Origin of the sequence: Actinokineospora pegani (assembly GCF_009745975.1) — a bacterium.
GTDB classification, from domain to species: Bacteria; Actinomycetota; Actinomycetes; order Mycobacteriales; family Pseudonocardiaceae; genus Actinokineospora; species Actinokineospora pegani.
The window spans coordinates 1-23,208 of record NZ_WHOL01000086.1; the positions used below are offsets into that span (position 1 = coordinate 1).

Annotated in this window: 27 protein-coding genes and 3 pseudogenes; 19 read left to right on the forward strand and 11 right to left on the reverse strand. The window is 68.7% G+C overall.

All coding sequences use genetic code 11. The annotated features are described in order from the left end of the window. The first annotated feature begins 246 nt into the window (after positions 1 to 246). From GCL84_RS13940 to GCL84_RS13950, 4 genes are all read left to right on the forward strand, one after another. Positions 247 to 483, forward strand: a complete 237-nt coding sequence (locus GCL84_RS13940; protein WP_156755888.1) for a hypothetical protein — start codon at positions 247 to 249, stop codon at positions 481 to 483. Positions 484 to 636: 153 nt separating this feature from the next. Next, entirely contained in the window at positions 637 to 942 is a 306-nt protein-coding gene (locus GCL84_RS29270) for a hypothetical protein (protein ID WP_197523234.1), read from the forward strand. Next, a complete protein-coding gene (locus tag GCL84_RS13945) occupies positions 828 to 1,412 on the forward strand; it encodes a TnsA-like heteromeric transposase endonuclease subunit (protein ID WP_197523235.1) in 585 nt (194 codons plus the stop codon). Before GCL84_RS29270 ends, GCL84_RS13945 begins: the two co-directional genes overlap by 115 nt. 126 nt (positions 1,413 to 1,538) lie before the next feature. Continuing rightward, positions 1,539 to 1,952: a hypothetical protein gene (locus tag GCL84_RS13950; protein ID WP_156755889.1), complete on the forward strand. Its 414-nt coding sequence runs from the start codon at positions 1,539 to 1,541 to the stop codon at positions 1,950 to 1,952. 87 nt (positions 1,953 to 2,039) lie between these two features. Here GCL84_RS13950 and GCL84_RS13955 read toward each other — a convergent pair whose 3' ends face one another. The 3 genes from GCL84_RS13955 to GCL84_RS29275 all read right to left on the reverse strand — a co-directional run bounded on the left by GCL84_RS13955 (position 2,040) and on the right by GCL84_RS29275 (position 4,315). Then, positions 2,040 to 2,303, reverse strand: a complete 264-nt coding sequence (locus GCL84_RS13955) for a hypothetical protein (protein ID WP_156755890.1) — start codon at positions 2,301 to 2,303, stop codon at positions 2,040 to 2,042. A gap of 613 nt (positions 2,304 to 2,916) precedes the next feature. Further along, the gene (locus GCL84_RS13960) at positions 2,917 to 3,633 is read right to left on the reverse strand and encodes a hypothetical protein (RefSeq protein ID WP_156755891.1); all 717 of its coding nucleotides are present in this window, start codon (positions 3,631 to 3,633) and stop codon (positions 2,917 to 2,919) included. A 331-nt stretch (positions 3,634 to 3,964) separates the two neighbouring features. Then, positions 3,965 to 4,315 carry a hypothetical protein gene (locus GCL84_RS29275; RefSeq protein WP_197523236.1) on the reverse strand — a complete coding sequence of 117 codons (351 nt, stop codon included), beginning with the start codon at positions 4,313 to 4,315 and terminating at the stop codon, positions 3,965 to 3,967. A 514-nt stretch (positions 4,316 to 4,829) separates the two neighbouring features. Here GCL84_RS29275 and GCL84_RS13970 point away from each other — a divergent pair. Then, the gene (locus tag GCL84_RS13970) at positions 4,830 to 6,731 is read left to right on the forward strand and encodes an alpha/beta hydrolase family protein (RefSeq protein WP_156755892.1); all 1,902 of its coding nucleotides are present in this window, start codon (positions 4,830 to 4,832) and stop codon (positions 6,729 to 6,731) included. 76 nt (positions 6,732 to 6,807) lie between these two features. On the opposite strand, the gene GCL84_RS13975 is transcribed toward GCL84_RS13970, so the two are convergent. The 3 genes from GCL84_RS13975 to GCL84_RS13985 are packed head-to-tail and all read right to left on the reverse strand — an operon-like array spanning position 6,808 to position 9,107. Next, positions 6,808 to 7,845 (reverse strand): SMI1/KNR4 family protein, encoded by a 1,038-nt coding sequence (locus tag GCL84_RS13975; RefSeq protein WP_156755893.1) that lies wholly within the window; start codon positions 7,843 to 7,845, stop codon positions 6,808 to 6,810. Between the two features lie 16 nt (positions 7,846 to 7,861). Continuing rightward, positions 7,862 to 8,110 carry a hypothetical protein gene (locus GCL84_RS30960; protein ID WP_407924393.1) on the reverse strand — a complete coding sequence of 83 codons (249 nt, stop codon included), beginning with the start codon at positions 8,108 to 8,110 and terminating at the stop codon, positions 7,862 to 7,864. Between the two features lie 28 nt (positions 8,111 to 8,138). After that, complete coding sequence (locus GCL84_RS13985) at positions 8,139 to 9,107, reverse strand: IS30 family transposase (protein ID WP_156755895.1); 969 nt, start codon at positions 9,105 to 9,107, stop codon at positions 8,139 to 8,141. A gap of 69 nt (positions 9,108 to 9,176) precedes the next feature. Here GCL84_RS13985 and GCL84_RS13990 point away from each other — a divergent pair. Further along, positions 9,177 to 9,341: pseudogene (locus GCL84_RS13990) on the forward strand (IS5/IS1182 family transposase); the annotation flags it as partial. 152 nt (positions 9,342 to 9,493) lie between these two features. On the opposite strand, the gene GCL84_RS13995 reads toward GCL84_RS13990, so the two are convergent. Together GCL84_RS13995 and GCL84_RS14000 are read right to left on the reverse strand one after the other, a co-directional pair. After that, positions 9,494 to 9,961, reverse strand: coding sequence for a hypothetical protein (locus GCL84_RS13995; RefSeq protein ID WP_156755896.1), 468 nt, complete (start codon positions 9,959 to 9,961; stop codon positions 9,494 to 9,496). A gap of 100 nt (positions 9,962 to 10,061) precedes the next feature. Further along, the gene (locus GCL84_RS14000) at positions 10,062 to 11,390 is read right to left on the reverse strand and encodes an RHS repeat-associated core domain-containing protein (protein WP_328618778.1); all 1,329 of its coding nucleotides are present in this window, start codon (positions 11,388 to 11,390) and stop codon (positions 10,062 to 10,064) included. Between GCL84_RS14000 and GCL84_RS30030 the strand changes: the two genes are divergently transcribed. After that, positions 11,329 to 11,493: a hypothetical protein gene (locus GCL84_RS30030; protein WP_235926235.1), complete on the forward strand. Its 165-nt coding sequence runs from the start codon at positions 11,329 to 11,331 to the stop codon at positions 11,491 to 11,493. The genes GCL84_RS14000 and GCL84_RS30030 overlap by 62 nt on opposite strands. 216 nt (positions 11,494 to 11,709) lie before the next feature. On the opposite strand, the pseudogene GCL84_RS14005 reads toward GCL84_RS30030, so the two are convergent. Both GCL84_RS14005 and GCL84_RS14010 read right to left on the reverse strand, forming a co-directional pair. Then, positions 11,710 to 12,093 (reverse strand): annotated as a pseudogene (locus tag GCL84_RS14005) (helix-turn-helix domain-containing protein); the annotation flags it as partial. 36 nt (positions 12,094 to 12,129) lie between these two features. Beyond that, positions 12,130 to 12,570 (reverse strand): hypothetical protein, encoded by a 441-nt coding sequence (locus GCL84_RS14010; protein ID WP_156755898.1) that lies wholly within the window; start codon positions 12,568 to 12,570, stop codon positions 12,130 to 12,132. Positions 12,571 to 12,991: 421 nt separating this feature from the next. Here GCL84_RS14010 and GCL84_RS14015 point away from each other — a divergent pair, with 421 nt between their 5' ends. From GCL84_RS14015 to lexA, 3 genes and pseudogenes are all read left to right on the forward strand, one after another. Continuing rightward, positions 12,992 to 13,414, forward strand: coding sequence for a hypothetical protein (locus GCL84_RS14015; protein WP_156755899.1), 423 nt, complete (start codon positions 12,992 to 12,994; stop codon positions 13,412 to 13,414). A gap of 206 nt (positions 13,415 to 13,620) precedes the next feature. After that, positions 13,621 to 14,292: a helix-turn-helix domain-containing protein gene (locus GCL84_RS30965; RefSeq protein WP_197523238.1), complete on the forward strand. Its 672-nt coding sequence runs from the start codon at positions 13,621 to 13,623 to the stop codon at positions 14,290 to 14,292. 115 nt (positions 14,293 to 14,407) lie between these two features. Beyond that, positions 14,408 to 14,875, forward strand: a pseudogene (gene lexA, locus GCL84_RS14025) (transcriptional repressor LexA); the annotation flags it as partial. A gap of 17 nt (positions 14,876 to 14,892) precedes the next feature. On the opposite strand, the gene GCL84_RS14030 reads toward lexA, so the two are convergent. Further along, on the reverse strand, positions 14,893 to 15,321 hold the full coding sequence (locus GCL84_RS14030) for an ATP-binding protein (RefSeq protein WP_197523239.1): 429 nt from the start codon (positions 15,319 to 15,321) through the stop codon (positions 14,893 to 14,895). A gap of 316 nt (positions 15,322 to 15,637) precedes the next feature. Between GCL84_RS14030 and GCL84_RS14035 the strand changes: the two genes are divergently transcribed. The 9 genes from GCL84_RS14035 to GCL84_RS14075 are packed head-to-tail and all read left to right on the forward strand — an operon-like array spanning position 15,638 to position 23,079. Further along, complete coding sequence (locus tag GCL84_RS14035; RefSeq protein WP_156755902.1) at positions 15,638 to 16,492, forward strand: STAS domain-containing protein; 855 nt, start codon at positions 15,638 to 15,640, stop codon at positions 16,490 to 16,492. Further along, positions 16,492 to 16,881, forward strand: a complete 390-nt coding sequence (locus GCL84_RS14040; RefSeq protein ID WP_156755903.1) for an STAS domain-containing protein — start codon at positions 16,492 to 16,494, stop codon at positions 16,879 to 16,881. Before GCL84_RS14035 ends, GCL84_RS14040 begins: the two co-directional genes overlap by 1 nt. Then, entirely contained in the window at positions 16,878 to 17,294 is a 417-nt protein-coding gene (locus tag GCL84_RS14045; RefSeq protein ID WP_156755904.1) for an ATP-binding protein, read from the forward strand. The genes GCL84_RS14040 and GCL84_RS14045 overlap by 4 nt, the downstream gene beginning before the upstream one ends. Continuing rightward, positions 17,282 to 18,322 carry an ATP-binding SpoIIE family protein phosphatase gene (locus tag GCL84_RS14050; protein WP_235926237.1) on the forward strand — a complete coding sequence of 347 codons (1,041 nt, stop codon included), beginning with the start codon at positions 17,282 to 17,284 and terminating at the stop codon, positions 18,320 to 18,322. Before GCL84_RS14045 ends, GCL84_RS14050 begins: the two co-directional genes overlap by 13 nt. Beyond that, positions 18,319 to 20,067, forward strand: a complete 1,749-nt coding sequence (locus GCL84_RS14055; protein ID WP_156755905.1) for an ATP-binding protein — start codon at positions 18,319 to 18,321, stop codon at positions 20,065 to 20,067. Before GCL84_RS14050 ends, GCL84_RS14055 begins: the two co-directional genes overlap by 4 nt. Further along, a complete protein-coding gene (locus GCL84_RS14060) occupies positions 20,064 to 21,611 on the forward strand; it encodes a fused response regulator/phosphatase (protein WP_156755906.1) in 1,548 nt (515 codons plus the stop codon). Before GCL84_RS14055 ends, GCL84_RS14060 begins: the two co-directional genes overlap by 4 nt. 48 nt (positions 21,612 to 21,659) lie before the next feature. Continuing rightward, positions 21,660 to 22,097: an ATP-binding protein gene (locus GCL84_RS14065; RefSeq protein ID WP_156755907.1), complete on the forward strand. Its 438-nt coding sequence runs from the start codon at positions 21,660 to 21,662 to the stop codon at positions 22,095 to 22,097. Between the two features lie 54 nt (positions 22,098 to 22,151). Further along, positions 22,152 to 22,490: an STAS domain-containing protein gene (locus GCL84_RS14070; protein WP_156755908.1), complete on the forward strand. Its 339-nt coding sequence runs from the start codon at positions 22,152 to 22,154 to the stop codon at positions 22,488 to 22,490. A 55-nt stretch (positions 22,491 to 22,545) separates the two neighbouring features. Next, complete coding sequence (locus GCL84_RS14075) at positions 22,546 to 23,079, forward strand: hypothetical protein (protein ID WP_156755909.1); 534 nt, start codon at positions 22,546 to 22,548, stop codon at positions 23,077 to 23,079. Positions 23,080 to 23,208: the final 129 nt, after the last annotated feature.

Consider the following 23,208-nt stretch of genomic DNA (forward strand, 5'->3'; position numbering starts at 1 on the left):
GGTGACGCCCCTCGACCCGGTGGACTGAGCCCCGTCACCGCGTAGCGGCACCGAATCCGCCAAATAGGTCCGGACCTACTTGGCGACCGGCCGTCCAGACCTACTCGGCGGATGTCTTGTTCAACCGAACCTTGCGGTGTTCAGGGCTAGTTTGCGGTGCTGGCTGCGGTGTTCGCGCTAGTTTGCGGGCCGCTGACCTTGGGACGCGGCTACACGCCTTCTACCGGTTCTGTGACACTGGCTGCCGTGAACGATCCTGAGGCATCCGAAGAGTGCATCGAAGACGTCCGTGCCGAACGGGATGCCTTGCGTCAGGAGCTTGCCGACCTGCGGGCGTGGCTGTCGGTGAAACTGGGGTTGATCAAGCATGAACCCGGTCCTGTCGGGCTTACGACGCTCGCGGTCGCGTCCGACAGGGAGATCGTCGCCGCGGTCGAGAGGCTTACGCAGAGGGACAAGGCCGGACCTGCGCCGCGCCAGTGACTGCATCCGGGCACACGACACCCTTCTATGCCGCAGACCCGACGTTGAGCACAGGTCCGCGCGGTGCTGGCGAAACTTGCCAACGCCGATGAGAACCTGACGTGGACGGACAGCCGCCGTTGACGGGCGAGGGCCTGCCGGGACAATGCCTCGGTGCCGAAGTTCGATCTTGTCGTCGGGGGCGGGCCGCCGACGCTGGAGGGTGAGTTCGAGGTCGCGTTCGCGACCGAGGCCAGCGAGCAGCGGCTGCCCTCGACCGAGTCGTGGTCGGTGGCGTTTGAGTCCTGCCTGCCGGTGCGCCGCTTCCGCTCCTACAAGGGGCAACGCCACTACATCGGGCAGTGGTGGACCGCGACGACCGGCACGTTGATCGGCTTCGAGTCCTGGTTGGAGCGGGAGCGGCTGATGCTGCTCGACTTCGACCCGGACACCGTCGGCATCGCCTCGCAGCCGTTCTGACTGATCTGGGCCACTGCGGAAGGCCGGTCGCGATCGCACGCACCCGACTACTTCGCGCGGCTCGCAGACGGAAACGCGCTGGTCCTCGACTGCCGCCCGCTGGACCGGATCAAGCTCAAAACAAGGTCACCTTCGAGGCCACGCGGGCGGCCTGTGAGCTGCTGGGCTGGCGCTACGAGATCGTCGGCACGCCACCCGAGGCGCTGCTGGCGAATGTCCGATGGCTGGCCGGATGTCGACACCCGCGCCACGACCTACCGGTGATCGCGGAGATCCTGCGCGCGGTGTTCTCCCGGCCGATGCCGCTGCTGGAGGGCGCCGAGGCCGCCAGCGAACCGATCGCGGTGCTACCGGTGCTGTTTCACCTGCTCTGGCGACAAGAACTGGTCGCGGAACTATCCATACCCCTGACCGTCGAGACCGAGGTGAGGCTTGCGCTCGCCCACACCGCACGGAAGGCGGCGACTTGATGGCCGACACACGAGCGGTCCTCAAGCCCGGGTGACCGCCTCCGCTTCGACGGCGACGAGCACCTGGTCACGGGGCTGGCAGGCACCTCGGTGCGCCTTCGCTCGGACTCCGGGAGCCACCAGGTCGTGCTGGCTGGAGACCTGATGGCCGCGCCCGACTTCGCGGTGCTGGACGCCACCGAGCTGCCCGCCCTCGAACCGTTCGGGCTGCTGGAGTCGCTGCCCGCCACCGTCGTCGCCGACGCACAACGGTGGCGTGAGCACCTGGTCGAGGTCGAGACCGGACTACCGCCCGACGCTGGCCCGGGGGTCTCACCGCGCGCCGGCTATGACTCGGCCACCACCAGCCTGGCGCAGCGGCAACGGGCCAAGGCGGCCGAGTTGGGTGTCGCGCTCCGTACGGTCGAGTACAAGCGCGCCCGCTACCTGGCGCAGGGCGGAAGACCCCCGTGTGCGCGGGGACGAGGGCTCGCTCTCGCCGGTGGACACCGTGGTCACGGGAAGACCCCCGCGTGCGCGGGGACGGCCTCAACATTATGAATACCCGGCGGACGCAGGGCAGCCCCGGACCATCGACCAAGTCCACCAGATACACCCCGCCCAGGCGCGACACCCGCACGTCATGCGTTACCCACTCCACGATGACCATACCGTTGGGGATAACCGCCCACACGAACGAACCGCATCGAGACCGAACCCGCCCTGCTCCCTTACGCCCACCGCCAGCGCGACACGCCCCACCGCCGACATCGGCATCTGGTCGACGGCGAACTGCTCGACCACCAGCGCAACCAGTTCCGCGTCGGTATCCAACAGCACCTGTGCCGCGTGCGAGCAGCAACACACCAAGGGGCACGCCAGCATCCCCGCGCCGCCGCCGATGCGCCGCATCCACTTCCTCACCACATGGCTAAGATTCAGGCATGGACACCCGTTTCCAGCGGATGCCCCACCCGTGGGGGTTCAAGTCCCCCTCGAACCCCGAACGTCAACTGGGCGTTCGCGACCCTGTGCGATCGGCCGATAATTCGGAGCAGCCCATGGTTGCGGTCACCTCCACCAGTAGAAGACACCCTCTCAAGATCGAGAGGGTGTCTTCTACTGGTGGAGCTGAGGGGACTCGAACCCTTGACCCTCACTCTGCCAGCCCGGTCCAGCAAGAGCCCTGACCAGCACAAACAGAGAACTGGCACGTCAGCCGGTGCCGTTCACCGCCGTTCGAAGCCGTCGCATGTCGTTCAAGTCCACCGCCTGCTCCAGATCTGCTCCACACGCAGCAGCACGAATAGCGTCAGGGGCTGAACTCAATCAGCGATCACGCGTTCCCCGCATGCGGCGCGAAAATTGGCCCGCACCCTCAGCGCCGCAGCCAACCGCTCGCCCCGCTCATACCACACCGAAATCGTCCGCTACCCGCTCAGCCGAGCAATCCACCGGACTCGGATCGCCTCCCCCGCGCGCACCTCCAGCGGATCGGTGGCGAGCTGCACAGGATCGCACGCGGTCACAGGCGTGGTAGGTAGGCGGCAACTTCGGCGATGGCATCGAGGGTGTCGTGGTCGAACCGTGCGCCGGGCGCGTTCTCGGCCTCGGCGACGGTGACCGCCGCGCCGTCGCGGTCGCTGCCATAGCGCAGCCCGGTGAACTCGACGTGCCCCAACTCCAACAACGCACCGCCGAGGGGGGTGATGTCGCCGCTGCCGTGGGTCTCCATGAGGCCGTCGAACTCGCGGGCCTCGCGAGCGTCGGTCAGGCCGACCCAGGCCACCGACACCACGGCGGTGTTGCCCTCCCCGTCGGCCACCGCGAACAGCACCCGATCCAGGTGGGTGCAGCGGTGGGTGGTGAAGAACTGCCGTACTTGTCCGAACGAGGCCGCGACACACTCGGCCTGCTGCTTGGCGATGCGCTTGACCTGCCGCAGCCCCATCCGCTGCCACGCGCCCTCGACCTCACCGCGCCGAGCGGCCTTCTGCCCCTCACTCTTGCGGGCCCGCAACTGCCCCGACGAACCACCCAACCGCACCGACCCGACACCTACCTCGGCCGCCGCCGGGGCCCCCGCACCGGCACCGGCACCGGCACCGCCGAGACCAGCAGCTCCCCCACCACCGGCGAACGCCGCCACCGCAGTCACCCCGGCAACCACCACCCCGACACCGCCCTTCTTCTTCGTGATCGGCCTGACGCGGCCTTGGCCATCGGTGAAGAAGTCCGGCATGGTCCATCCCTGGATGCATTCGACCGATCAGCCTGGTGACTGATCGCAAACTCAGGGTAGCGACGGGGTCCGACATCTCCGGGTGTGGCGTGTTGGTCATATACCCATTTCCGCCCCGCGCCCGGCTCGGGAAGCCGTGATGGTGCCGTCCGATCTTGCCCGCCCGGCGGTTTCATGACCCTGCGCGACATCACAGGCAGGGCGGTCATCGTCGCCTGCTCACCCCGGATGCCGCGCCGGGGCTCAACCGCGCGGTGGACGTGATCACCCGCACGGCGCCGAAGCCTTGAGCGGGCCGGAACGGCCGCACCCCGCGGGCGTTCCGGCGCGGTCAGGACACCCTGATCATGGCTGTCGTTCCGTTCTTGCGGAGGATGACCACATTCGTCCCGCTCCCCGTGCTGATGTTGCCGATGCCGCCCACCGAGGCCGTCGTGCCGGAGGGCAGTACGAACGTCGTGTCCTGCGCGTCAACGCTCACCACCTCGAACCGCTCGCCCCTGATGGAAAGCACGTCGCCGGACTTGATCTCCACCTCGCACGTGCCGTCCTCGCACGCCTGGAGGTTCGTCCCGTCAGCAGCCACCTCGGGCACCGGGACAGTGGTGGCCGTCGTCGTGGTGGTCGTGGTGGTCGGGGCGGTGGTAGTGGTCGGCGTGGTGGTCCCCGGCGACGTGGTCACCGGTTGATCGTCTGAGCCGCACCCGGTGAGCGCAAGCAGGAGCAGGGCCGCCGTGATGAACATCGTTGAGCGCATGTGCAGCACTGTGGCAGCGGCGCCGCGGGACAGGTCCCGAGTGACACATATTTGTTAACGCTCGACGGTGAACCCCGGCGAAACCTCCACCGCGAAACCGGGGCGCACTTCCGGGTGCAAAGTCCGGTGCGACCGACCGGGTGTCCACCGAGGCAGAGGAGCCGCTCTCGCAGCTTCACGGTTAGGCGGACATCAGCCCGGCCGACGCCTGCCCGTATTGCAGTGCGCCCGCCGTTGGCGGCTTGCTGCGGATATCCCAGTAGCTCCGCGCCGCCTTCTTCAGCGGGGTGATCGTGTACTCGCTGGTGCTTATCTGTACCTCGACTGGCCGGGCGCGTTGGGGTGCTGCACCGTCGGTGCGGGTGCACGCTTCGTCCGAACGTGTCGAGCGCAACGACTCGTTCAAGTGGTGCGCTGTTGACGTTGGCACACTGATTGTATGACAGGTTTGACCGCTGAACTCGTGGTTGAGGGTCGCGTCCCGCAGTCTCCGGCTCTCGCTCCGAATGGGCATCTGCTCTGCTACGTTCTCGCTCCCACCAGCCGAATCGGTGGCCACCTCGACACCACACTCTGGCTCGCCGACATCGAAGGCGACGGTGTGTGGAGTCGGGCGACGGCCGACACCGCGACGGAGTCCCGGCCCCGCTGGTCCGCGGACTCGCGCACGCTGTACTTCCTGTCTGACCGCGCCGAGCGTGGTATCCCGCAGGTGCACCGGCTCACATGGGCCGATGACGTGGTGATCGCGTTGACCGGCTGGCGCGCTGGCATCATCGACCACCTGCCGCTCGCCTATCCCAACCTGGTCGCTCTGCTCGCCGAGGACGAGCCCACCGAGCAGGACACACGCCGCGCCCAGGATCGCGACGACGCCATTGTCGTCGGTGAGCGCGAACGGCGTGCCCGGTTGCGTCTGCTCGACCTGCGCACCGGCCAGGTCACCACCCCAGACGTGTTCGGCGACCGGCACGTCGTGGAATTGCGGCAACGTCCCGACGGTGGCCCGCTCGCCGTCCTCACCCAGGCCAGCGCCGACAAGGACTACGGTCCCCGCACCGGTCGACTGCACCTGTTCGACCCCGCAACGGGGACCTCGGAGGACCTCGGACCGGTCGAGGCCGACGCACACTCTCTGGCTTGGTGGCTGGCCGAAGACGGTTGGCACCTCGGTTACGTCGCCCTCATCCCACCGGTCCTCCAAGCTGGCACCGCCGTGTTCGACCTGACCCTGGACAGCCGCGTCCGACGTAACCGCACCACCGACCTTCCGATGTGTCCCACCGAACTGTGCCAGACCGATGACGCTCCCTTGGTGGTGTTCGCCGACGGCCTGAACACGACCCTGGCCCGGCTCGACCCCGCTGGCCCCACGCCACTGTCGCAGCACTCCGGCCGCCTCGACGCCCTCACCTCCACCCCCGCTGGCGAGGCGATCGCGGCACTGATCGGCACCCGTTACCAACCCTCGAACGTTCACCTCGGGCCACCGACCGGGCCGCTGCGGAAGATCACGGACACCCGACCCGAACTGGACGGCATCACATTCGGCACCCAGCGACCGCTGGCCTACCGCGCCGCAGACGGCCTCGACCTGGACGGCCTGCTCGTACTGCCGGTCGGGAAATCCGCTTCGGACGGCCCGTTCCCGCTCGTCACGATCGTGCATGGAGGCCCCTACGACCGTCACGCCGATTGTTGCCAACTGTTCTGGTTCCCCAGCGCGCAGTGGCTTGCCACCGCCGGCTACGCGGTGTTCCTGCCCAACCCGCGTGGCGGCCAGGGCCACGGCCACACCTTCGCCGCCAGCGTCGCAAGCCGGGCCGGCCAGGAGGAGTGGACCGACATTCTGACCGGCATCGACCTGCTCATCGCTGAGGGTGTCGCCGACCCCGATCGGCTAGGCATTGCTGGCTGGAGCCATGGCGGGTTCATGGCCGCCTGGGCCATCGGGCAGACCGACCGATTCCGCGCTGCGCTAGTCGGTGCGGGCGTCGTCGACTGGGGCATGCTCGCCGCGACCGGGGAGAACGGCCAGTTCGAGGCCGCGCTCGGCGGCAGCACCGGCTGGTCCGGTATCGGGCCGCACCCCCACGACGCGGTCAGCCCGATTTCCTTCGCCAGCCGCATCCGCACCCCGGTGCTCATCCTGCACGGCGCCGAGGACACCAACGTTCCCCTCAGCCAGGGCGTGTACTTCCACCGGGCACTGCGCCACTTCGGCACCGAGCACGAGTTCGTGATCTACCCCAGAGCGGGCCACTCGATCCGGGAACGCAACCACCAACTCGACGTCCTGCGCCGGACCCGCGCCTGGTTCGACCGCTGGCTCCGACCCTGATCGAGCTGCGTAGAAGACTCCAGGTCGAGGGCCTCGTAGAGGTCTCACAGTTCTACCGGATCAACGTTTGCGTCACTTATGGCAATTCACTGGCAGTCTGCCACGTCCGTGACCGGTCAAACGGCTCTCGGCCGAGGAAAGAGTACATGACAGCGGTCGACGTGTATTCGAGCAACAATGAACTGAACGATTCGGTGCCCGGGTACTCGAACTGAATAAAATCAGGACTGACGATCACAACACCCCAGAGGTCTGGATCGTTCGAAGAGACAGCCCAAGCGCAGAACCACCCGTCTGGAGTGGACCCCCACAGGATGAGGCCGCCGATGTGGTCCCCGAGGACTAACTTGCTGTCGGTCGGAACGGGGCGATCGTTCAGAGCAGCCATCGACCATCGCCCGGGGGCGAACGGGGACACGATCTCGATGTCCGCTACGCGGCCTGGTCCGAATCTGTCGATGAACCTCCTGTAATCGCTGGGCAATTGCAAGCCGGTCCAGTCGTGCTTGTTGGCTCCGGTAGGGGCGAAGTCTTCCGTCAGCTCGTCCAGCACGTCACGCGGCGGGCCATATTGCAGTGGGTACTGATCCCACAGCGAAGCTGGCACCGCTGCGCGCGCCGCGATATCCAAACTGTCCATGCTAACGAACTTGGGCGAGTCGGAATGAACGCTGGTCACTTGGTGCAGAAGATCCAAAAGCCCGCCGTCGAACTCGGACCATTGAGTGAACTCCTCGTCGGTGACGATGAGCCGCCACGTCGCCGCGGGGCCCACGACCCGCCAGAAGATGAACGCGTTGCCCGCGCCGCGCGCGACCGGGAGCACCCCGTCTTCTTCGGGGTAAATGGGATAAGGGAAACGCCCGGGTTCTGAAAGACGCCAGTGGCGCATATCGTCGAGTCGGCACCGGAAATACCCCAGGTAGTCGACTCCTTCCGGACGGATCAGCCGAATGTCAGAACGAAAACGCCCGTCTGGTAGCGCCTCGACAATCGCCTTGTAGTCGTCTGGAAGCTCCAATCCGAGCCCCGACTCGACGACTGGCCAATCAGGAGAGTTCCCTGATTGGCCAGTCCAACCAACACTGGCCAGGAATATTTCCCATGGTCGCACCGAAGTATCTCCATCTCTACCTGTTCGGCACAGGATACCACCGCTCTTTTATGCCGTCGAAAACGTAGATATTGACCAAGTCCGGGATTGCCAAGGTTGTTTCTGGATTACACTCCGGGCGAACGTAACAATAGAGGCGTTCACCAGCATCCAGACGCCGGGCTACCATGTCTTCGATCTGCCTCATCGCCGCCCGATTTGCCCACGGGTACAACGCTACGAAATTTTCCGGCTTGAAATTGCTACCCCCAAACATTCGCGCTATGAGATGACCTCAGTCTATCCCGGCGAGTTCAGGCGGTGGAAGCATCTGCTTCGAGGAGTTCGGTGAATACCTCGTTGGGCTTCTTCCAGTCGTGGATCTTACGCGGTCGGTCGTTGATCTCCGCGGCGATCGCGGCCAGGTAGGTCGGGTCGCTGGTGATCTCGATGCCCTTGGGCAGGTACTCGCGGACGATGCGGTTGAGGTTCTCGTTGCTGCCCCGCTCCCAGGGTGAGTGCGGGTGGGCGAAGTACACCGGCATCCCGGTGGCCGTGACATCCTTGTGCAGGGCCATTTCCGATCCGCAGTCCCACGTCAACGACCGCTTCACCGTGGCCGAGAGGGCGCCGACGGCGGCGATGATCGCCTGGGTCACCGTCAACGAGTCCCGCCCGGTCAGCGGGACCAGGATCAGGAAGCGGCTCGTACGCTCGACCAGGGTAGCCACCGCCGACTTGCCGCCCTTCCCGATCACCAGATCCCCTCCCAATGACCAGGCACAGCACGCCCCTCGACCTCCTCGGGACGCTCGTCGATGTACTGGGGGCTCCCGGATCCTCGGGGCCGGAGCAGGACGCGGCCCGGTCCGCCGGGTCCGGGCGGTGCGCAACGCGATCAACTCCCGGCGCAGAGTCGCGACCGGCTGCGCGTAGACCCACTGATAGATCGCCTCGTGACTCACCCGGCAAGGGTCCCCGGACGCGTGGTCGCGTGCCAACCGGCCCGCGATCGACCCCGGTGACCAGCCCCGACGCAACAACGACCACACCCGCGTCCTCAGCCGCACCGACCGGTCGACCGCCATCACTTTCGGCCGGGAACGCCCCGCCGCCGCGGCGGTGTCGGCCGCCACCGCCCGATAACCGTCCCGACCACCATGACGACCCACCTCACGCGAGACCACCGACGGATCACGACCGATCCGCACCGCGATGTCCTTGAACCTCAACAACTCCACCAGGCCCCGGGAGATCTCCTCCCGATCAGCCAACGTCAACATCTCCCGCACGACAGGGATCCTTCCCCACCGAACACCAAAATCACATGCTACGACCGTCTGAAGCTGCCGGACGCCAACCGCGCCCACGCCCGTCTGCGCGGCCCCGGCGAACGCGCCAACGCCCAACTCACAACCTGGCGCATCCTGCGCAAAGTCCGCATCAGCCCACGCCGCGTCGGACGCCTCGCCAAAGCCATCCACGTACTCCAAAACTACGAAACCATAACAAGATGAAAAAGGCTCACTGGAGTCTTAGCCTGCACCCCAGGGTCGATCGCGGTTACCCTGCGCTGCGCCGAACCGGGGTCAACCACATCCAAACCGCAGCGTAAGCGGACGCTGCGCGGCAAGGCTTGGAAAACTCGATCTGGACTGAGTTCACCTAGTCAGGGCAAGCGTGCGCCCTGAACGTAGATCTCGTACGGTTCAAGATCGTTTTCGCCCACTACGAGCGGATATCCATTCGCCCGGAGGATCTCCGCCAAGGCCCCTGACATAGCAGATCTGACGGTATCGCTGTGGACAATGACCCCCGGGTCCGCTGCGGTTCCGCAAACCGCATCCTTGAATCGGCTGCTGAGCTCCGCCGGCAATCTCCACAGGACTGAGATGCCCATGCCAGGGTCGACCGCCAAGCAGACGCCCGACTGGGCATCACGACTCATGGGGTCGAAATGATCGACCGGGAAACCTGCCTCCAGCAACAAGGTCTTGATTTCCTCAGCAACTGGAAAAAGTACGGCTACCCTGGCTTTTGAATCCGCCACCGAGATTGGGTCGTAGTTGAGGAAATCTTCTGAACCGCCTTGCAGTGGTGGATATTCGGGGTGGTCTCGAGGTTCTGGTGTGTTCATATCACTCTTCCTTTCCCTAGCGAAGTCGCTCGACCGGCCATCGGGCAGGCAACACCTCGCCCAGCTTTATACCAGAGGGTCACCATTTTGCGCACCTTGGTTAGTTGCCCGATCTCCAACGAGCTTTGATATACAGCTCATGAAAATGATCGCTAGCCACCTTGCGCAAAATATGGATTTCAGAATGTCTCTTCTCGCCCCTGCCGACGCCGTAGAATATTTCCAATTTTCCGTCTACGAGAACTTTCGCCACAGCAACATTTCGACCTGTCGGAATATCCCTTTCCAGCCGATATTTGTAGGCGAACTCGGACAGCGTTCCCTTTTCCGCGTAGGGCACACGCGTCCAGTCGCAGATCCAGATATTGGTAGATTGCTTACCGTTTTCTTGTTTCTTCCCACCCTGTGCGCACGTTTCGTTCTCGATGATGCGCACGGGATCAAGTGGCTGCGGGACGCCTGGGGTGCCGTGTTTGTCGATGTCTTCGGGTACGTACTCGCCTGGTCCGTCGCCGCCGTCCTCCGTGGCGAGGTCGATGGCCCCCTGGGAGGCGATTTCCTCGATGAGGGCCTTGATCGCATTGGAGATGGTGCTGGTGAGCAGGGGCTTCACGGCCCCGATGAGGGCTCGGCCGAGGACTTCCCGGGCCTTGGCCGCCGCAGCGGCGGCTGCGGCAGCGGCTGCGGCAGCGCCGGGCGCGATCGGCGCCGCCAGGCCACCCGTACCGGGTGCCATATAAACCCATTTGCCCTTGGACCCACGTGCTTTGCCGCCTGCGGAGGCGGGCACGTACACGGGGATGCTGCCGCCCGACGGCCCTCCCGGGGCGAAGGCGTTCCCGCCGCTGTTTGATCTCAGCGATGTCGACGTGCCGGTCCAGAAGTTGTGGACGTAGCGCGCGTGGTTGCCCGCTGCGCCCCACACCGTCGATGCGTGGTTGCCGATTCCGTTGAGGAGTGTCCGACCGGCGTTCCACGGGTTGTTGCCGATTGCCTTGGCAGTGTTTACCGCGTTGTTGGCGATGGAGGCGGCGGCCCGGGTCGCGTTGTTGACGGCGTTGCGTGCCTGGTTTGCGGCGTTATTGAAGAAGCGACCGATGTTGGGTAGGAAGTGGCCGCTGTGGTCGGTGAGGCCGAGGGGGTTGCCCGCGGCGTAGGTGTGGCGGTTGGCGTTGACCGGGTCCAGTGGGTCGAGGGCGATCGTGTCGCGGGATTGGAAGCCGCCGGTGGCCGGGTCGTACCAGCGTGAGCCCATGTTCACTGTGCCCGTGGTGGGGTTGGTGTATTGGCCCTGGTACCCGAGGCCGGGTTGGGCGCCGGTGGAATTGGTTTCGGCGCCCCAGGGGTCGTAGGCGCGGGAGCCCGCGATGGCGCCGGTGGTCGGGTCGGTGATCGCGATCAGGTCGGTGTGGGTGTTGGTCCAGGCCAGCCCGGTGGCGTTGCCCTTGCGGATGCCGAGGGGCAGGCCGTTGGGGGTGCGGGTGTATTCGGTGGTGCCGTCGGTGACGATCGCCCGGGAGGCGCCTTGGTAGGTCAGGGCGAGGTTGCCCGCGTTGGTGAGTCTGCCGAGTGCGTCGTAGGTGTTGGGCGTGGTGCCGTCGTGGACTTGCTGGTCGAAGGCGTCGTAGGTGTAGTTGGTGGTGGTCGCCCCGGTGGTGGTGGAGGCCAGGGTGCCCCGGGGGGTCCGCCGAGAGCTTCCAGGTCTGCATCGCGTGCGGCTTGAGCCCGAACGCCCGCCAGATCCGCGAGACCGCGGACTGCGACATGCCCGTCGCCGCGGCCATCGACCGGGTCGACCAATGCGTGTCCCGACCCGGCGTCGACTCCAACGTCCTGGTCACGACCTCCTCCACCCGGTCGTCGGAGATGACGCGGGGCCGACCCGGACGCGGCTCGTCGGACAGCCCGTCGAGCCGGTCGGCCAGGAACCGCGAACGCCACTTCGACACCGTCGCCCGCGACAAGCCCAACTCGACGGCGACCTCGCCGATCGTGCCACCCTCCGCGCACCGCAACACGATCCGCGCACGCGACGCCAAAGCCTGCGCCGTCTTCCGCCGCCACGACCACCCGGTCAACACCGAATGCTCCTCGTCGGACAACACCACTGGGACAAGCTTCGGACTCGGCACAACACCCAGCCTACCGAGTAGCTGCGAACTAACGACTCAGGACACTAGGCGCTGCAGCACGGGATTCTCCGCAAGGTCAGGCATATACTCGGTCACACGCCGGTAAGCCTCCCCGGCAAAGTCGCCAAGCGCGGCGACAAGCTCATTACGGTCCACCGAGACCCTCCAGTCGTGGTGCGACGAGGTGATTGCAACCTCCTCCCCCTCACCACTCAAGCGGATGACCTCGGCCGACTCCGTGAAATCCAGGGACGCGTCCTGGCTTCGGATAAGAAGGTCTAAGGCATGGCGCGCGACGAGCGCCAAGTCGATCACCGGAACGTAGTCCCCAGCGGAGATGACTTGCACCCCGTTGGCGATGAACTCCGCCCTGACCAAGAAGAACTTGTACCGAAGACCGGTCTCGTCAAGAGCGTCGCCGGAAGCCTGGCGCGCCCTGTCCCAGGTGATGGCCGGTGGTTCGCCCGGGCCCGGCATCGGGAAAGTAAAATGGATCACAATGTTCCTCTGCTCTGATCAGTACGGGAGTGCTGTCACAACTTTCCCGTCCTTTACAATGACGCGGATCTTATCGAGCGGAACACCCCCGTTGGCTGGCCTCGCAATTCCGACGGTGAACCCGAAACCCCACTCGTAGATTTCTCCGGGCCGAGGCTCACCGGTCTTGGGGTCGGGGGTGTTCGGCCTCGGCGTTCCACGATCGATCGTCTGCCCGATGCGCTCGCGAACCGCCTTCTCCTTGCCTGTGAAGAGCCCACTATCCCGTGTGACCAATGAGCCGCCGGGCCGGTGCCTATCCAGGATATGCTGCCAGTCACCTTCAGCCAGAGCCGTGGCTCCACAGATGCTGCGGCGGTCAACCCAAGGCCGCCGCAGCCAGCAACAAGGAGGAGCCGAAGTGGAAGCACCGCAGGTGTACGAGGCCGACCTGCCGATCGAGTTCTCCCAGTTCTTCCTCTTCGACCACTTCAGCGACTTCAGCACCATGGACCTGCCGACCGGAGGCCCCGACCTGGCACGAACCGGCAATGGCGGCGTCGGTTTCAACGCCTACGCCCAGTCCGTCCGGGCAACGATTCGACTCGAGGTCTGGTCACACGAACCCCCCGAGCTAACCAGCCTCTACACCGGCGTCTTCACAACACCGACCGGCCGCGTGACGCTCTGCGCGACAACCGCGTCTCCGGACGACCTCACAGTCGATCTCGGTTCACCCGGCCGCTACACCATTAGGATCACCAAGGCCGCCGAACCAATCCCTGGTCGAGAACACCGCACTGAAGCATGGACGTTGGTCGTCCATCCCGTAGCTGCAGACTAACGACCTCGTGCACGGTTGCGGCGGTCGGCTGAGATGATCTTGGTCTGAGTCGTATGGCTGTGGTGCGTCGGGGGTCCAGGCTGTCGACGGGGGTGATCGCAGATCTGGTGGCCAAGATCGGCCTGGTCTGAAAGGCGCGTCAGGACGCCCGCTTGGCCGACAGGCCGCGGCGTCGAGCGCCTGGTGCGAGTGCGAGGTACCGGTTGGTGTTCGTCAACCGGTTGTCGGCGACGCTGGTATGTCTGTCTCACAACGCCACCCGTGATGTGTTGGCAGCGTGGTTTCGGGTAGACCGCTCAACGGTCACCCGTGCGGTCAACGCAATTCGCCCTCTGCTGGCCGAGCGGGGTTGTCGTATCGAGGGCGGTGTCCGGTTGCGGACCTTGGCCGGTGTGATTGCCCATCTCGATCACACCGGGTTGACGGGGGTTGATGGACGCTACCGAGATCAGGGTTCGCCGTCCGAGCGCGAAGTGGGCCGGGCGGCATCGGTTCGTCTCCGGCAAGTCGCGTCAGAACGCCACGAAGGCGTCGTTCATCACCGACGCAGCATGAGCCCCCCCAGTACCAAATTGCCCGGCAGTCGGAGCGCGCGAGCGCCTCCGTCGCCGAGCAAGCCCGCGCCCGTGCCACCGAAGGCTCTACGGCCCGGCACGCCCGAGCGCCACCGCAGGAACCGAGCGTCGAGCACCGTCACACCCGGCCCGCCCCCGTCCGCGTTGAGCGTCCGACTGCCTGACCTGAGGCTTGATCGCGTCGTGTACAGCACCATGAGAGCGACCTGCCGCTGCCTGCCAGCCCGGCGCGGGCCAGCCGAAGCTGCCAAACCGCGAGCACTGCGCCTGCAGCAGACCACATCACTAAACCGTCACCCATAGTCACTCCAAACCAGTCGTTGAAGCCTTCGACGTGGCCTGATACAGTTCGAAACATGATCATCCCAACACGGAGTGTCACACTCCGGATGGGGATAGATCCCGTGTTTGCGTGTTGGAGAAGGGTTTCCTGCGCCGCGGCGAGTCGGTGTCGCGGCCGATGGACGTGCGCCTGTTCCTCGACGGCGCCCGCTCACCCGAGCGGGACGACGACTCCGTGGCCGTCCCGGTCGTCGGCGACATCGCCGCGGGCGCGCCGATCTCCGCCGAGCAGCACCTCGACGACACGCTCACGCTGCCCCGCGAGCTGACCGGGCGCGGCACGGTGTTCGCCCTGCGCGTGCGCGGCGACTCCATGGTCGACGCCGCCATCTGCGACGGCGACACGGTGGTCGTGCGCCAGCAGCCCGACGCCCACAGCGGTCAGATCGTGGCCGCCATGATCGACGACGAGGCCACCGTCAAGGTCTTCCAGCGCCGCGGCGGCCACATCCACCTGGAACCGCGCAACCCCGCCTACGCCACCATCGACGGCGACAACGCCACCATCCTCGGCGTCGTCGTCTCCGTCCTGCGCAGCGTCTAGACCACCACTGTGGACGGTCACCCGCGAGTGGCGCCGGGGGCCTCCGCGAGGGGCAGGACCAAGGTCACCGTGGTGCCGTCGCCGGTGTCGACGGTGACGGTGTCGGCCAGGGCGCGCATGATGTCGAGGCCCCGGCCCCGGTGCGCGGCGGGGTCGAACCGCGGTGGGCGCCAGCTCCCGTTGTCGCTGATGGTGACGGTCAGATGGGGTCCCCCGACCGTGGCCGCGACCCGGACGTGCCCCCCGTCGGTGTCGCGGTAGCCGTGTTCGACGCTGTTGGCCATGGCCTCGTCGACGGCGAGCAGGATATCGGTGGCCAGCCCGCGGGCGATGCCCCGCGCGCTGAGCCAGCCGCCCAGGCAGCGGCGGACCCGGCCCAGCTCGCTGCCGCGGCCGGGCACCTCGACCGAGAACCCGTCCACGCGGGCGTTGACGAGGTCGTTCACCGGCGGCCGGACCCGGCTGTCCGCGGGTGAGCCACATCTGGGCATAGGGGCACGGAGCAGCGCATACCCAGATTCACCACGCCTAATCCCGTTGGTGTGCGGAAACACGGAAGCGTCCGCAAACGGCCACGATGTGTGTCCGGGGGACCGCGCTGTGGCGGACCGGTGGCGACGGCCCGGACCCGAAGCCGGGTCACCTTGCTGGCGCGCGACCGGGCCAACTAGGTTGACGCGATAACCCAGCTTCGCCCGCCTGGACACAACAAGGGTTCCGCGTGGACGAGGCCCGTGTTCTTACCTATTCGAGGAGGCCTGGGTGACAGCGGACGCTGAGCCCGTTCACCGCCTGGCGGGGTTGCTGCGAGCCAACGGCGACACGCTGGTCCGCCGTTGGGTGGACACCGCGGTGGAGGAGCTGCGCGGGCGTTCGACGGGCCAGGAGCTCGAGCGCGACTTCCGCGAGTTCTACACGGCCCTCACGCCGGTCGTCGAGGAGACCGCCCGGGGCGGGGCGGCGGACCTCGGCGAGCTCAAGTCGCTGTTGGAGGAGTACTCCCGGACGCGGGTCAAGCAGGGTTTCACCCCGTCGGAGACGGCGGTGAGCGTCTTCTCCCTCAAGCGGGTGGTGTTCGAGCTCACCGAGAGCGACGACGACCCCAAGCTGTTCCGTGAGGTCCTGGCGTTCTCCAGCCTGCTGGACGGTCTGGGTCTGTTCACGTTCGAGATCTACGCTCGCGCACGCGAGGAGATCATCAACGAGCAGTCGGAGCAGCTGCTCGAGCTGACCACCCCGGTCGTGAAGATCTGGGAGGGCGTCCTCGCGGTCCCGCTGGTGGGCACGCTGGACTCCGCGCGCACCCAGGTCGTGATGGAGAAGCTGCTCGAGGCGCTGATCGAGACCGGCTCCGACCAGGCCATCATCGACATCACCGGCGTGCTGGCGGTCGACACCCAGGTCGCCCAGCACCTGCTCAAGACGGTGGTCGCCGCCCGGCTGATGGGCGCGGAGTGCGTCGTGTCCGGTATCCGGCCGCAGATCGCGCAGACGATCGTGGCGCTGGGCATCGAGTTCGGCGACATCGTCACCAAGGCGTCGCTGGCCGACGCGCTGCGGCACGCGCTGCGCCGCGAGGGCGTCGACGTCGTGCGCCAGGCCGGGAGGACCGGCTGATGGAGCGGGTGCCGATCCTGAAGATCGGCGGGATCCTCCTCGTCTCCATCCAGGTGGACCTGCACGACCAGAGCGTGTTGGCGCTGCAGGAGGACCTCGCCGAGAAGATCTCCGCCACCGGCGCGCACGGCGTGGTCATCGACATCTCGGCGGTGGACATCGTCGACTCGTTCATCGGCCGGATGTTCGCGACCATCGCCTCGCTCTCACGCCTGTTCGACGCCGACACCGTCGTCGTCGGCATGCGCCCGGCGGTGGCGATCACGCTGGTCGAGCTCGGGCTCACCCTCGACGGGGTGCGCACGGCCCTGGACCTGGAACGCGGCATGGAGATCCTGCGCGGGCTCGGCGTCGGCACCGGCGCCACGTTCGACGCGCGGGACGCATGACCACCGCCGGGTCGGCAGGGCCGGAGGAACTGCGGATCGCCGCCGACGAGGACGTCGTCCGGGTGCGGCAGGCGGTGCGCAACTGCGCGCAGCGGGTCAGGCTCTCGCTGGTCGACCAGACCAAGGTGGTCACGGCCGCCAGCGAGCTGGCCCGCAACACGCTGATCCACGGCGGCGGCGGCCTGGCCCGCGTCGAGGAGGTCGTCGACGGCAGGCGCAGGGGGGTGCGGGCCAGCTTCCACGACGAGGGCCCCGGCATCCCGGACCTGACGCTGGCGCTGGCCGACGGCTGGAGCAGCGGCAGCGGCCTCGGCCTCGGGCTCAGCGGCTCGCGGCGGCTGGTCGACGTGTTCGAGCTGGACACCGAGCCGGGCGGGGGCACGACGGTGACCGTGGTCAAGTGGACCAGGTGATCCCGGCGTCGTGCCACCCGCTGGTGGCCGACGTCGCGTGGCTGGCGGTCGACGAGCGGACCCAGGTCGGCCGCGTGCGCCGGGTGGTGACGGCGCTGGCCGACCAGCTCGGCTTCTCCGCCACGCGGGCGGCCGAGGTGGGCATCGCGGTCACCGAGATCGGCAGCAACCTGCACAAGCACGCCAAGGAGGGCGTCGTGCTGGTGCGCTCGGTGCGGGAGTCGGTCACCGAGGTGGCGGTGGAGGTCGTCGCGATCGACAGCGGGCCGGGCATCGGCGACCTCGCGCTGGCCAGGCAGGACGGCCAGTCGACCTCGGGCACGCTCGGGGTCGGGCTGGGCGCGGTGATCAGGCTGTCCAACGCCTGCTCGATGTCCTCGCAGCCGGGCAGGGGCACCGTCCAGGTCGCGCGGTTCCACCGCCAGGGCGCGGCGCGACCGGCCCCGCACAGCGACGTCGCCGCGGGCCTCACCAGGGCGATCAGGGACGAGCTGGTCTGCGGCGACGCCTACGCCGTGTGCCGCGCCCCCGGCAGGCTCACGCTGATGATGTGCGACGGCTCCGGCCACGGCCACCTGGCGGCCGTCGCGTCGGCGGCGGCGGTGCGGGTGTTCCACGAGCGCCCCGACCTGCCGCCGGAGGAGCTGGTGCGCCGGTTCCACGCCGCGTTGCGCGGCACCCGCGGCGGCGCGGTCGCGGTCGCGGCGATCGATCTGGAGACCCGGGCCGTGCGGTTCGCCGGGCTCGGCAACATCGCCGCCGCGGTGCTCAGCCCCGGGCGCAAGCAGGGGATGATCTCGGTGCCCGGGGTGGCCGGGCACCAGGCGCGCACCATCCGCTCGTTCGACTACGCGGTCCCCGACAACGGGGTGGTCGTGCTGCACTCCGACGGGCTCACCGAGCGCTGGGACGTCAAGCAGTGCGGCGACGTGGCCGCCGAGCCGCCGGTGCTGGTCGCCGCCACGCTGCTGCGGGAGGCCGGGGTCCGCAAGGACGACGCCTGCGTGCTGGTCGGCAGGCCGGGATGACGGTGGCGAACGGGGAGCTGCTGCGCCTGGTGGTGCGCGAGGAGTCGGACGTGTTCCTGGTCCGCCAGCGCGGCCGCCAGGTCGCGGCGGTGGTCGGCCTCGACGCGCAGGACCAGATCCGGGTGGCCACGGCGCTCAGCGACCTCGGCCGCGAGCTGGTCCGGAACTCGGTGACGGTCGCGGTGGCCTTCTGGCTGCGCACCCGCCCCTCCCCCGCGCTCGTCGTCGAGCTGACCTGGCGCGGGGACCCGCCCACCGGCTCCGGCGGCGGGTGGGACACCGCGCGGCGGCTCATGGACGAGGTGCGGCCGACCGAGAACGGGCTCGTCCTGCTCAAGGCCGTCCCCGCGCGCACCGAGCTGATCACCTCCGACGTCGTGGGCGACCTGCGGGACCGGATCCAGACCAGCGGCGGCGGGAACTCCCTCGACGAGCTGCGCATCCAGAACCAGCAGTTGCTGGAGACCCTGGAGGACCTGCAGACCAAGACCGTGGGGTTGGAGCGGCTCAACGCCGAGCTGGAGGAGACCAACCAGGGCGTGCTCGCGCTCTACCAGCAGCTCACCGACGAGCTGGAGCAGACCAACCAGGGCGTGGTCGCCCTCTACGCCGAGCTGGACGAGAAGTCGGCCCGGCTGCGCGAGTCCGCCGAGGCGCGCACCCGGTTCTGGTCCAACATCAGCCACGAGCTGCGCGCGCCGATCAACTCCGTGGTGGGCCTCGCCCGGCTGCTCGGCTCGACCCCCGAGACGCTCGACGCCGACCAGCGCCACCAGGTCCAGCTCATCAACCACTCCGGCGCGACGCTGCTGGCGCTGGTCAACGAGCTGCTCGACACGGCCAAAGCCGAGTCGGGCAGCCTGGTGCCGGTGCCCGCTCCGGTGGCCCTGGACTACGTGTTCGCGGAGCTGCGGGGGACGCTGCAGCCCACGCTGCGCTCCGCCGAGGTCGAACTCGTCGTCGATCCGCTGCCGCCGCTGCCGCTGCTGCTCAGCGACGAGACGATCCTGGTCCGGATCCTGCGCAACCTGCTGTCCAACGCCGTGAAGTTCACCGAGCGCGGCGAGGTGCGGCTCTCGGCGCGGCACGTCCCCGGGTCCGGCGACCTCCGCTTCGTCGTCAGGGACACCGGCATCGGCATCCCCGTCGAGGAGCAGGACAAGGTGTTCGAGGAGTTCTACCAGGTCCCCGGCCCCGCCCAGGTGGGCACGACGGGCACCGGCTTGGGCCTGCCCTACGCGCGCACGCTCGCCCAGCTCCTCGGCGGCGAGCTGACGCTGACCAGCGAGCCCGGCGTCGGCACCGAGGTGAGCCTGGTGCTGCCGCTCGGCGGCGGGGAGGTCGTGGAGGACGTCCGGTTCGGCCGCGCGCTCGTGGTCGACGGCGACGCCGAGGCGCGCGACCGGCTCCGGGAGTCGCTCGACGGGGTGGCCGGGCACGTGCTCGAGGCAGGCGACGGCCGGGCCGCGCTCGCGCTGGCCAAGCGGGAGCGACCCGACCTGATCTTCTTGAGCGCTAGCACGCCGCTGATGAGCGGCAGCGCGATCCTGTCCGTGCTCCGACTCGACCCCGACCTGCGGGAGGTACCAGTCGTGGTGGTCTGCGGCGACGACCCCGGCGCACTGGCGCGCACCATGTCCGGGCTGGGCGCGGCCTTGTTGGACAGGTCGAGGACCTCCGCGCAGACCGTGCGGCGCGCGGTCCGGGAAGCCCGGGTCGCCGTCCGCGCGGCGGTGCCGAGGTGACCGCCGGGCGGGCGGCCGAGCCCGCGCGCGTGCTGGTCGTCAACGACCTGGAGGCCAGCCGGTTCGTCGCCTCGAGCTGGCTGCGCCGCAACGGGCACGACGCGATCGAGGCGGCCACCGGCGGCGAGGCGCTGGCGCTGCTGGCCAGCACCGAGGTCGACGTGGTCCTGCTGGACGTGCGGCTGCCGGACATGGACGGGTTCGACGTCACCGAGCGGATCAAGGCCGACCCGCGCACCAGCTCCGTGCCGGTCATCCTGATCTCGGCGGCCTACGTCGAGCCGGGCGACAAGATCGCCGGGCTGACCCGCGGCGCGGACGCCTACCTCACCGAGCCGGTCGAGCCGGGTGAGCTGATCGCCAACGTCGAGGCCGCCCTGCGCTACCACCGGGCCAGGGCGCTGGCCGAGCACCTGGCCGACCAGCTCACCGAGCTGACCACCGCCACGCTGGCGATCAACGCCGCGCCGACGTTCGACGAGCTGGTGGCCGCGGCGGCGACCGGGGCCGCCGCGGTTCTCGACTGCGCCGCGACCGCGGTCGTCGTGACGCCCGCGGGCGCCGTCCGGGCCGCCGACTGCCGTGACGGGCAGGCCGTGCTGCGCACCGACACGTCGGGGTTGCTGGACCGGGCGACCACCTCGGTGCGCGGCGCGCACGGCGACGGCCGGATCGCCACCGTGGACCAGGACCCGCCGGTGGTGGTGGCGCTGGCCAGGGCGAAACCCGGCAAGCCGCCGATCTGCATCGCGGTCGACCCGGCCGCCGCGAGCGGGCCGGACGACCGCAACCTGCTGCTGCAGCTCGCCCAGGCGACCGCGCTGGCGGCGAACGCGCTGCGCACGATCACCGAGGAGCACAACCTCGCGCTGACCCTGCAGCGCAGCCTGCTGCCCGCCGCGCTGCCCGACCGGCCCGACCTGCCGATGACCGCCCGCTACGTGCCCGCCGCCGTCAACGCCGAGATCGGCGGGGACTTCTACGAGGTCGCCGAGCTGGACGACAAGGTGCTGGTCGCCATCGGCGACGTGTGCGGGCACTCGGTCCAGGCGGCGACGATCATGGGGGCGGCCCGGCACGCGCTGCGCGCCTACGCGCTGGAGGGGCACTCCCCCGCGATGATCCTGCGCAGGCTCGACGTGATGCTGCAGCGGTTCCACCCCATCGAGGGCATGACCACGATGTGCGTCGTGCTCATCGACCCGCGGGCCGGGACGATGGCCGTGGCCAACGCGGGCCACATCCCGCCGCTGGTCGTCGACGAGCACGGCGGGCGGTACCTGGACGTCTGGGGGCCGCTGCTCGGCCTCGGGATGCCGAGGCCGGAGGCGACCGAGTTCCCGCTGCCCCCGGGCACGACGGTGCTGCTGACCACCGACGGCCTCGTCGAGCGGTCGAACGTCGACCTCGACGAGGGGATGGCGAACCTCAAGGCGGCGGTGGCCCACACCGACGACCTCGACGAGCTTTGCGACCGCGTGCTGGCGAAGTACGGTCAGGGCCAGCAGGACGACATCGCGCTGCTGGTGCTGCGCCGGACTTGATCCCGCACCCGCGGACGCCACCGCTTCCTGCCGGGACGAGGAGGGTTCATGTGCTCGTCGGAGGACACCCCCGACGACGGGCTGACCGTGCACCTCGACCTGGACCTCACCGCCGCCGTGGCGCCGCTGGCCCTGATCCGGCGGCGGCTGTCGGTCGAGCTGGCGGACCTGGGCGTCGACCGGCTGCGCGACGTCCAGGTGATCTGCGTCGAACTGGTGAGCAACGCCTACGAGCACGCGGCGGGCCCGCGCCGCGTCCGGGTGCGGCGGTTCCGGGGCAGGGCGGCGCTGCACGTCGAGGTGCACGACGGGAGCCCGGAGGGGCGGTTGGTCGTGGGGCGGTCCCGGCTGGGCGAGCACCGGGGGCGGGGTCTGGTGCTGGTGCGAGCCCTCGCCGCGAGCCAGTGGGGTGTCCGGGTCACCCCGGGCGGCAAGGTCGTGTGGGCCGAGGTCCCCCTGCCCGCCGAGCCCGGCGCGGGCGAATAGGATGGCAGCAGTCGACCGGCCGCCATCCGGGGGGGCCGTCGCCTGGAGGCGCACATGAGCGACCTGGTGCAGACCGCCGTGGAGCACAACGGATCGCGGACCACCGTGACCGTGACCGGCGACGTCGACATGGCCACGGCGCCCGCGGTGCGCAAGGCGCTCGTCCAGGCCCGGGAGGCCGACCCCCGGCTGCTGGTGGTCGAGATGACCCAGGTCCGGTTCCTGGCCTCGGCCGGGCTCGCGATCCTCGCCGAGGCCGCCCAGGGCGCCGAGGCGACCGGCGCGCGGATGTGCGTGGTCGCCCCGCACGGCGGCGCGCCCGCGCGCGCACTGCGGATCACCGGCCTGGACGCCCTGTTCAAGGTGGTCGACACCGCGGCCCAGGCCGCCTGACGCCCAGCACCCGGGTGTGATCCCCGGGCGGGCCCGCGTCACTATCATCAGCCGCATGGCCAGCCGCCCCGGTGTCGCGCCGCTCGCCCTGCGGGTGGCGCGCAGTGGACTGGTCACCTCCTGCGCGACGGCGTTGGCCGTCTCCGCGCACGCGATCGGCGGTGGTGGCGCGCCGACCAGCGGGGTGGTCCTCCTGCTCGCGGTGCTGACCGGCTGGGCGGGCAGTCCGCTCGTCGACCGCGGGACCGCCCTGCCGCGGATGGTGACCGCGCTGGGCGTCACGCAGGTCCTGCAGCACGGGCTGATGACCATGACCCCCGGAGCCGCGCACCAGCACGGCGCGCCCGTCGACCCGCGCGCGATGCTGGCCGGGCACGCGCTGGCCGTGCTGTTCACCGCCGTCGTCCTGGTCCACGCGGACCGGGCGGTGCTCGCCGCCGCCGACGCGGTGACCAGCGCGCTGCCGAGGCGGCCGCTGGTGCTGCCCGCGACCGCGGCGTTGCTGCTGCCCGCCATCGAGACCTCCGCCAGGACCCCGGCCCTGGCCACATGGGTGCGGGCGCCCGCTCGGCGCGGACCGCCCGCCTGACCTGTTCTCCCCGCACCGGGTTCACCCCCGCACCACCTCATCGCCATGCCCGCTGTCGACGCGCCGCGCCGCCCGTGGCTGTCCAGCGCGGTGGCGGACTCTCCGGGGCACAGGTCGATCCGCCCCCTG

What these genes read in the sequence shown, in the direction of transcription:
- GCL84_RS14075 (WP_156755909.1), top strand. Translation starts at nt 22,546, where the DNA reads ATGGCCAGCCGCCCCGGTGTCGCGCCGCTCGCCCTGCGGGTGGCGCGC.
- GCL84_RS30030 (WP_235926235.1), top strand. Translation starts at nt 11,329, where the DNA reads ATGGCGCCGGTGGTCGGGTCGGTGATCGCGATCAGGTCGGTGTGGGTG.
- GCL84_RS14065 (WP_156755907.1), top strand. Translation starts at nt 21,660, where the DNA reads ATGTGCTCGTCGGAGGACACCCCCGACGACGGGCTGACCGTGCACCTC.
- GCL84_RS13995 (WP_156755896.1), bottom strand. Translation starts at nt 9,961, where the DNA reads ATGAACACACCAGAACCTCGAGACCACCCCGAATATCCACCACTGCAA.
- GCL84_RS14010 (WP_156755898.1), bottom strand. Translation starts at nt 12,570, where the DNA reads ATGCCGGGCCCGGGCGAACCACCGGCCATCACCTGGGACAGGGCGCGC.
- GCL84_RS13970 (WP_156755892.1), top strand. Translation starts at nt 4,830, where the DNA reads ATGACAGGTTTGACCGCTGAACTCGTGGTTGAGGGTCGCGTCCCGCAG.
- GCL84_RS13960 (WP_156755891.1), bottom strand. Translation starts at nt 3,633, where the DNA reads ATGCCGGACTTCTTCACCGATGGCCAAGGCCGCGTCAGGCCGATCACG.
- GCL84_RS14045 (WP_156755904.1), top strand. Translation starts at nt 16,878, where the DNA reads ATGACCACCGCCGGGTCGGCAGGGCCGGAGGAACTGCGGATCGCCGCC.
- GCL84_RS14040 (WP_156755903.1), top strand. Translation starts at nt 16,492, where the DNA reads ATGGAGCGGGTGCCGATCCTGAAGATCGGCGGGATCCTCCTCGTCTCC.
- GCL84_RS13985 (WP_156755895.1), bottom strand. Translation starts at nt 9,107, where the DNA reads ATGTTGACGTTGGCTGATCGGGAGGAGATCTCCCGGGGCCTGGTGGAG.
- GCL84_RS13955 (WP_156755890.1), bottom strand. Translation starts at nt 2,303, where the DNA reads ATGCGGCGCATCGGCGGCGGCGCGGGGATGCTGGCGTGCCCCTTGGTG.
- GCL84_RS14055 (WP_156755905.1), top strand. Translation starts at nt 18,319, where the DNA reads ATGACGGTGGCGAACGGGGAGCTGCTGCGCCTGGTGGTGCGCGAGGAG.
- GCL84_RS14070 (WP_156755908.1), top strand. Translation starts at nt 22,152, where the DNA reads ATGAGCGACCTGGTGCAGACCGCCGTGGAGCACAACGGATCGCGGACC.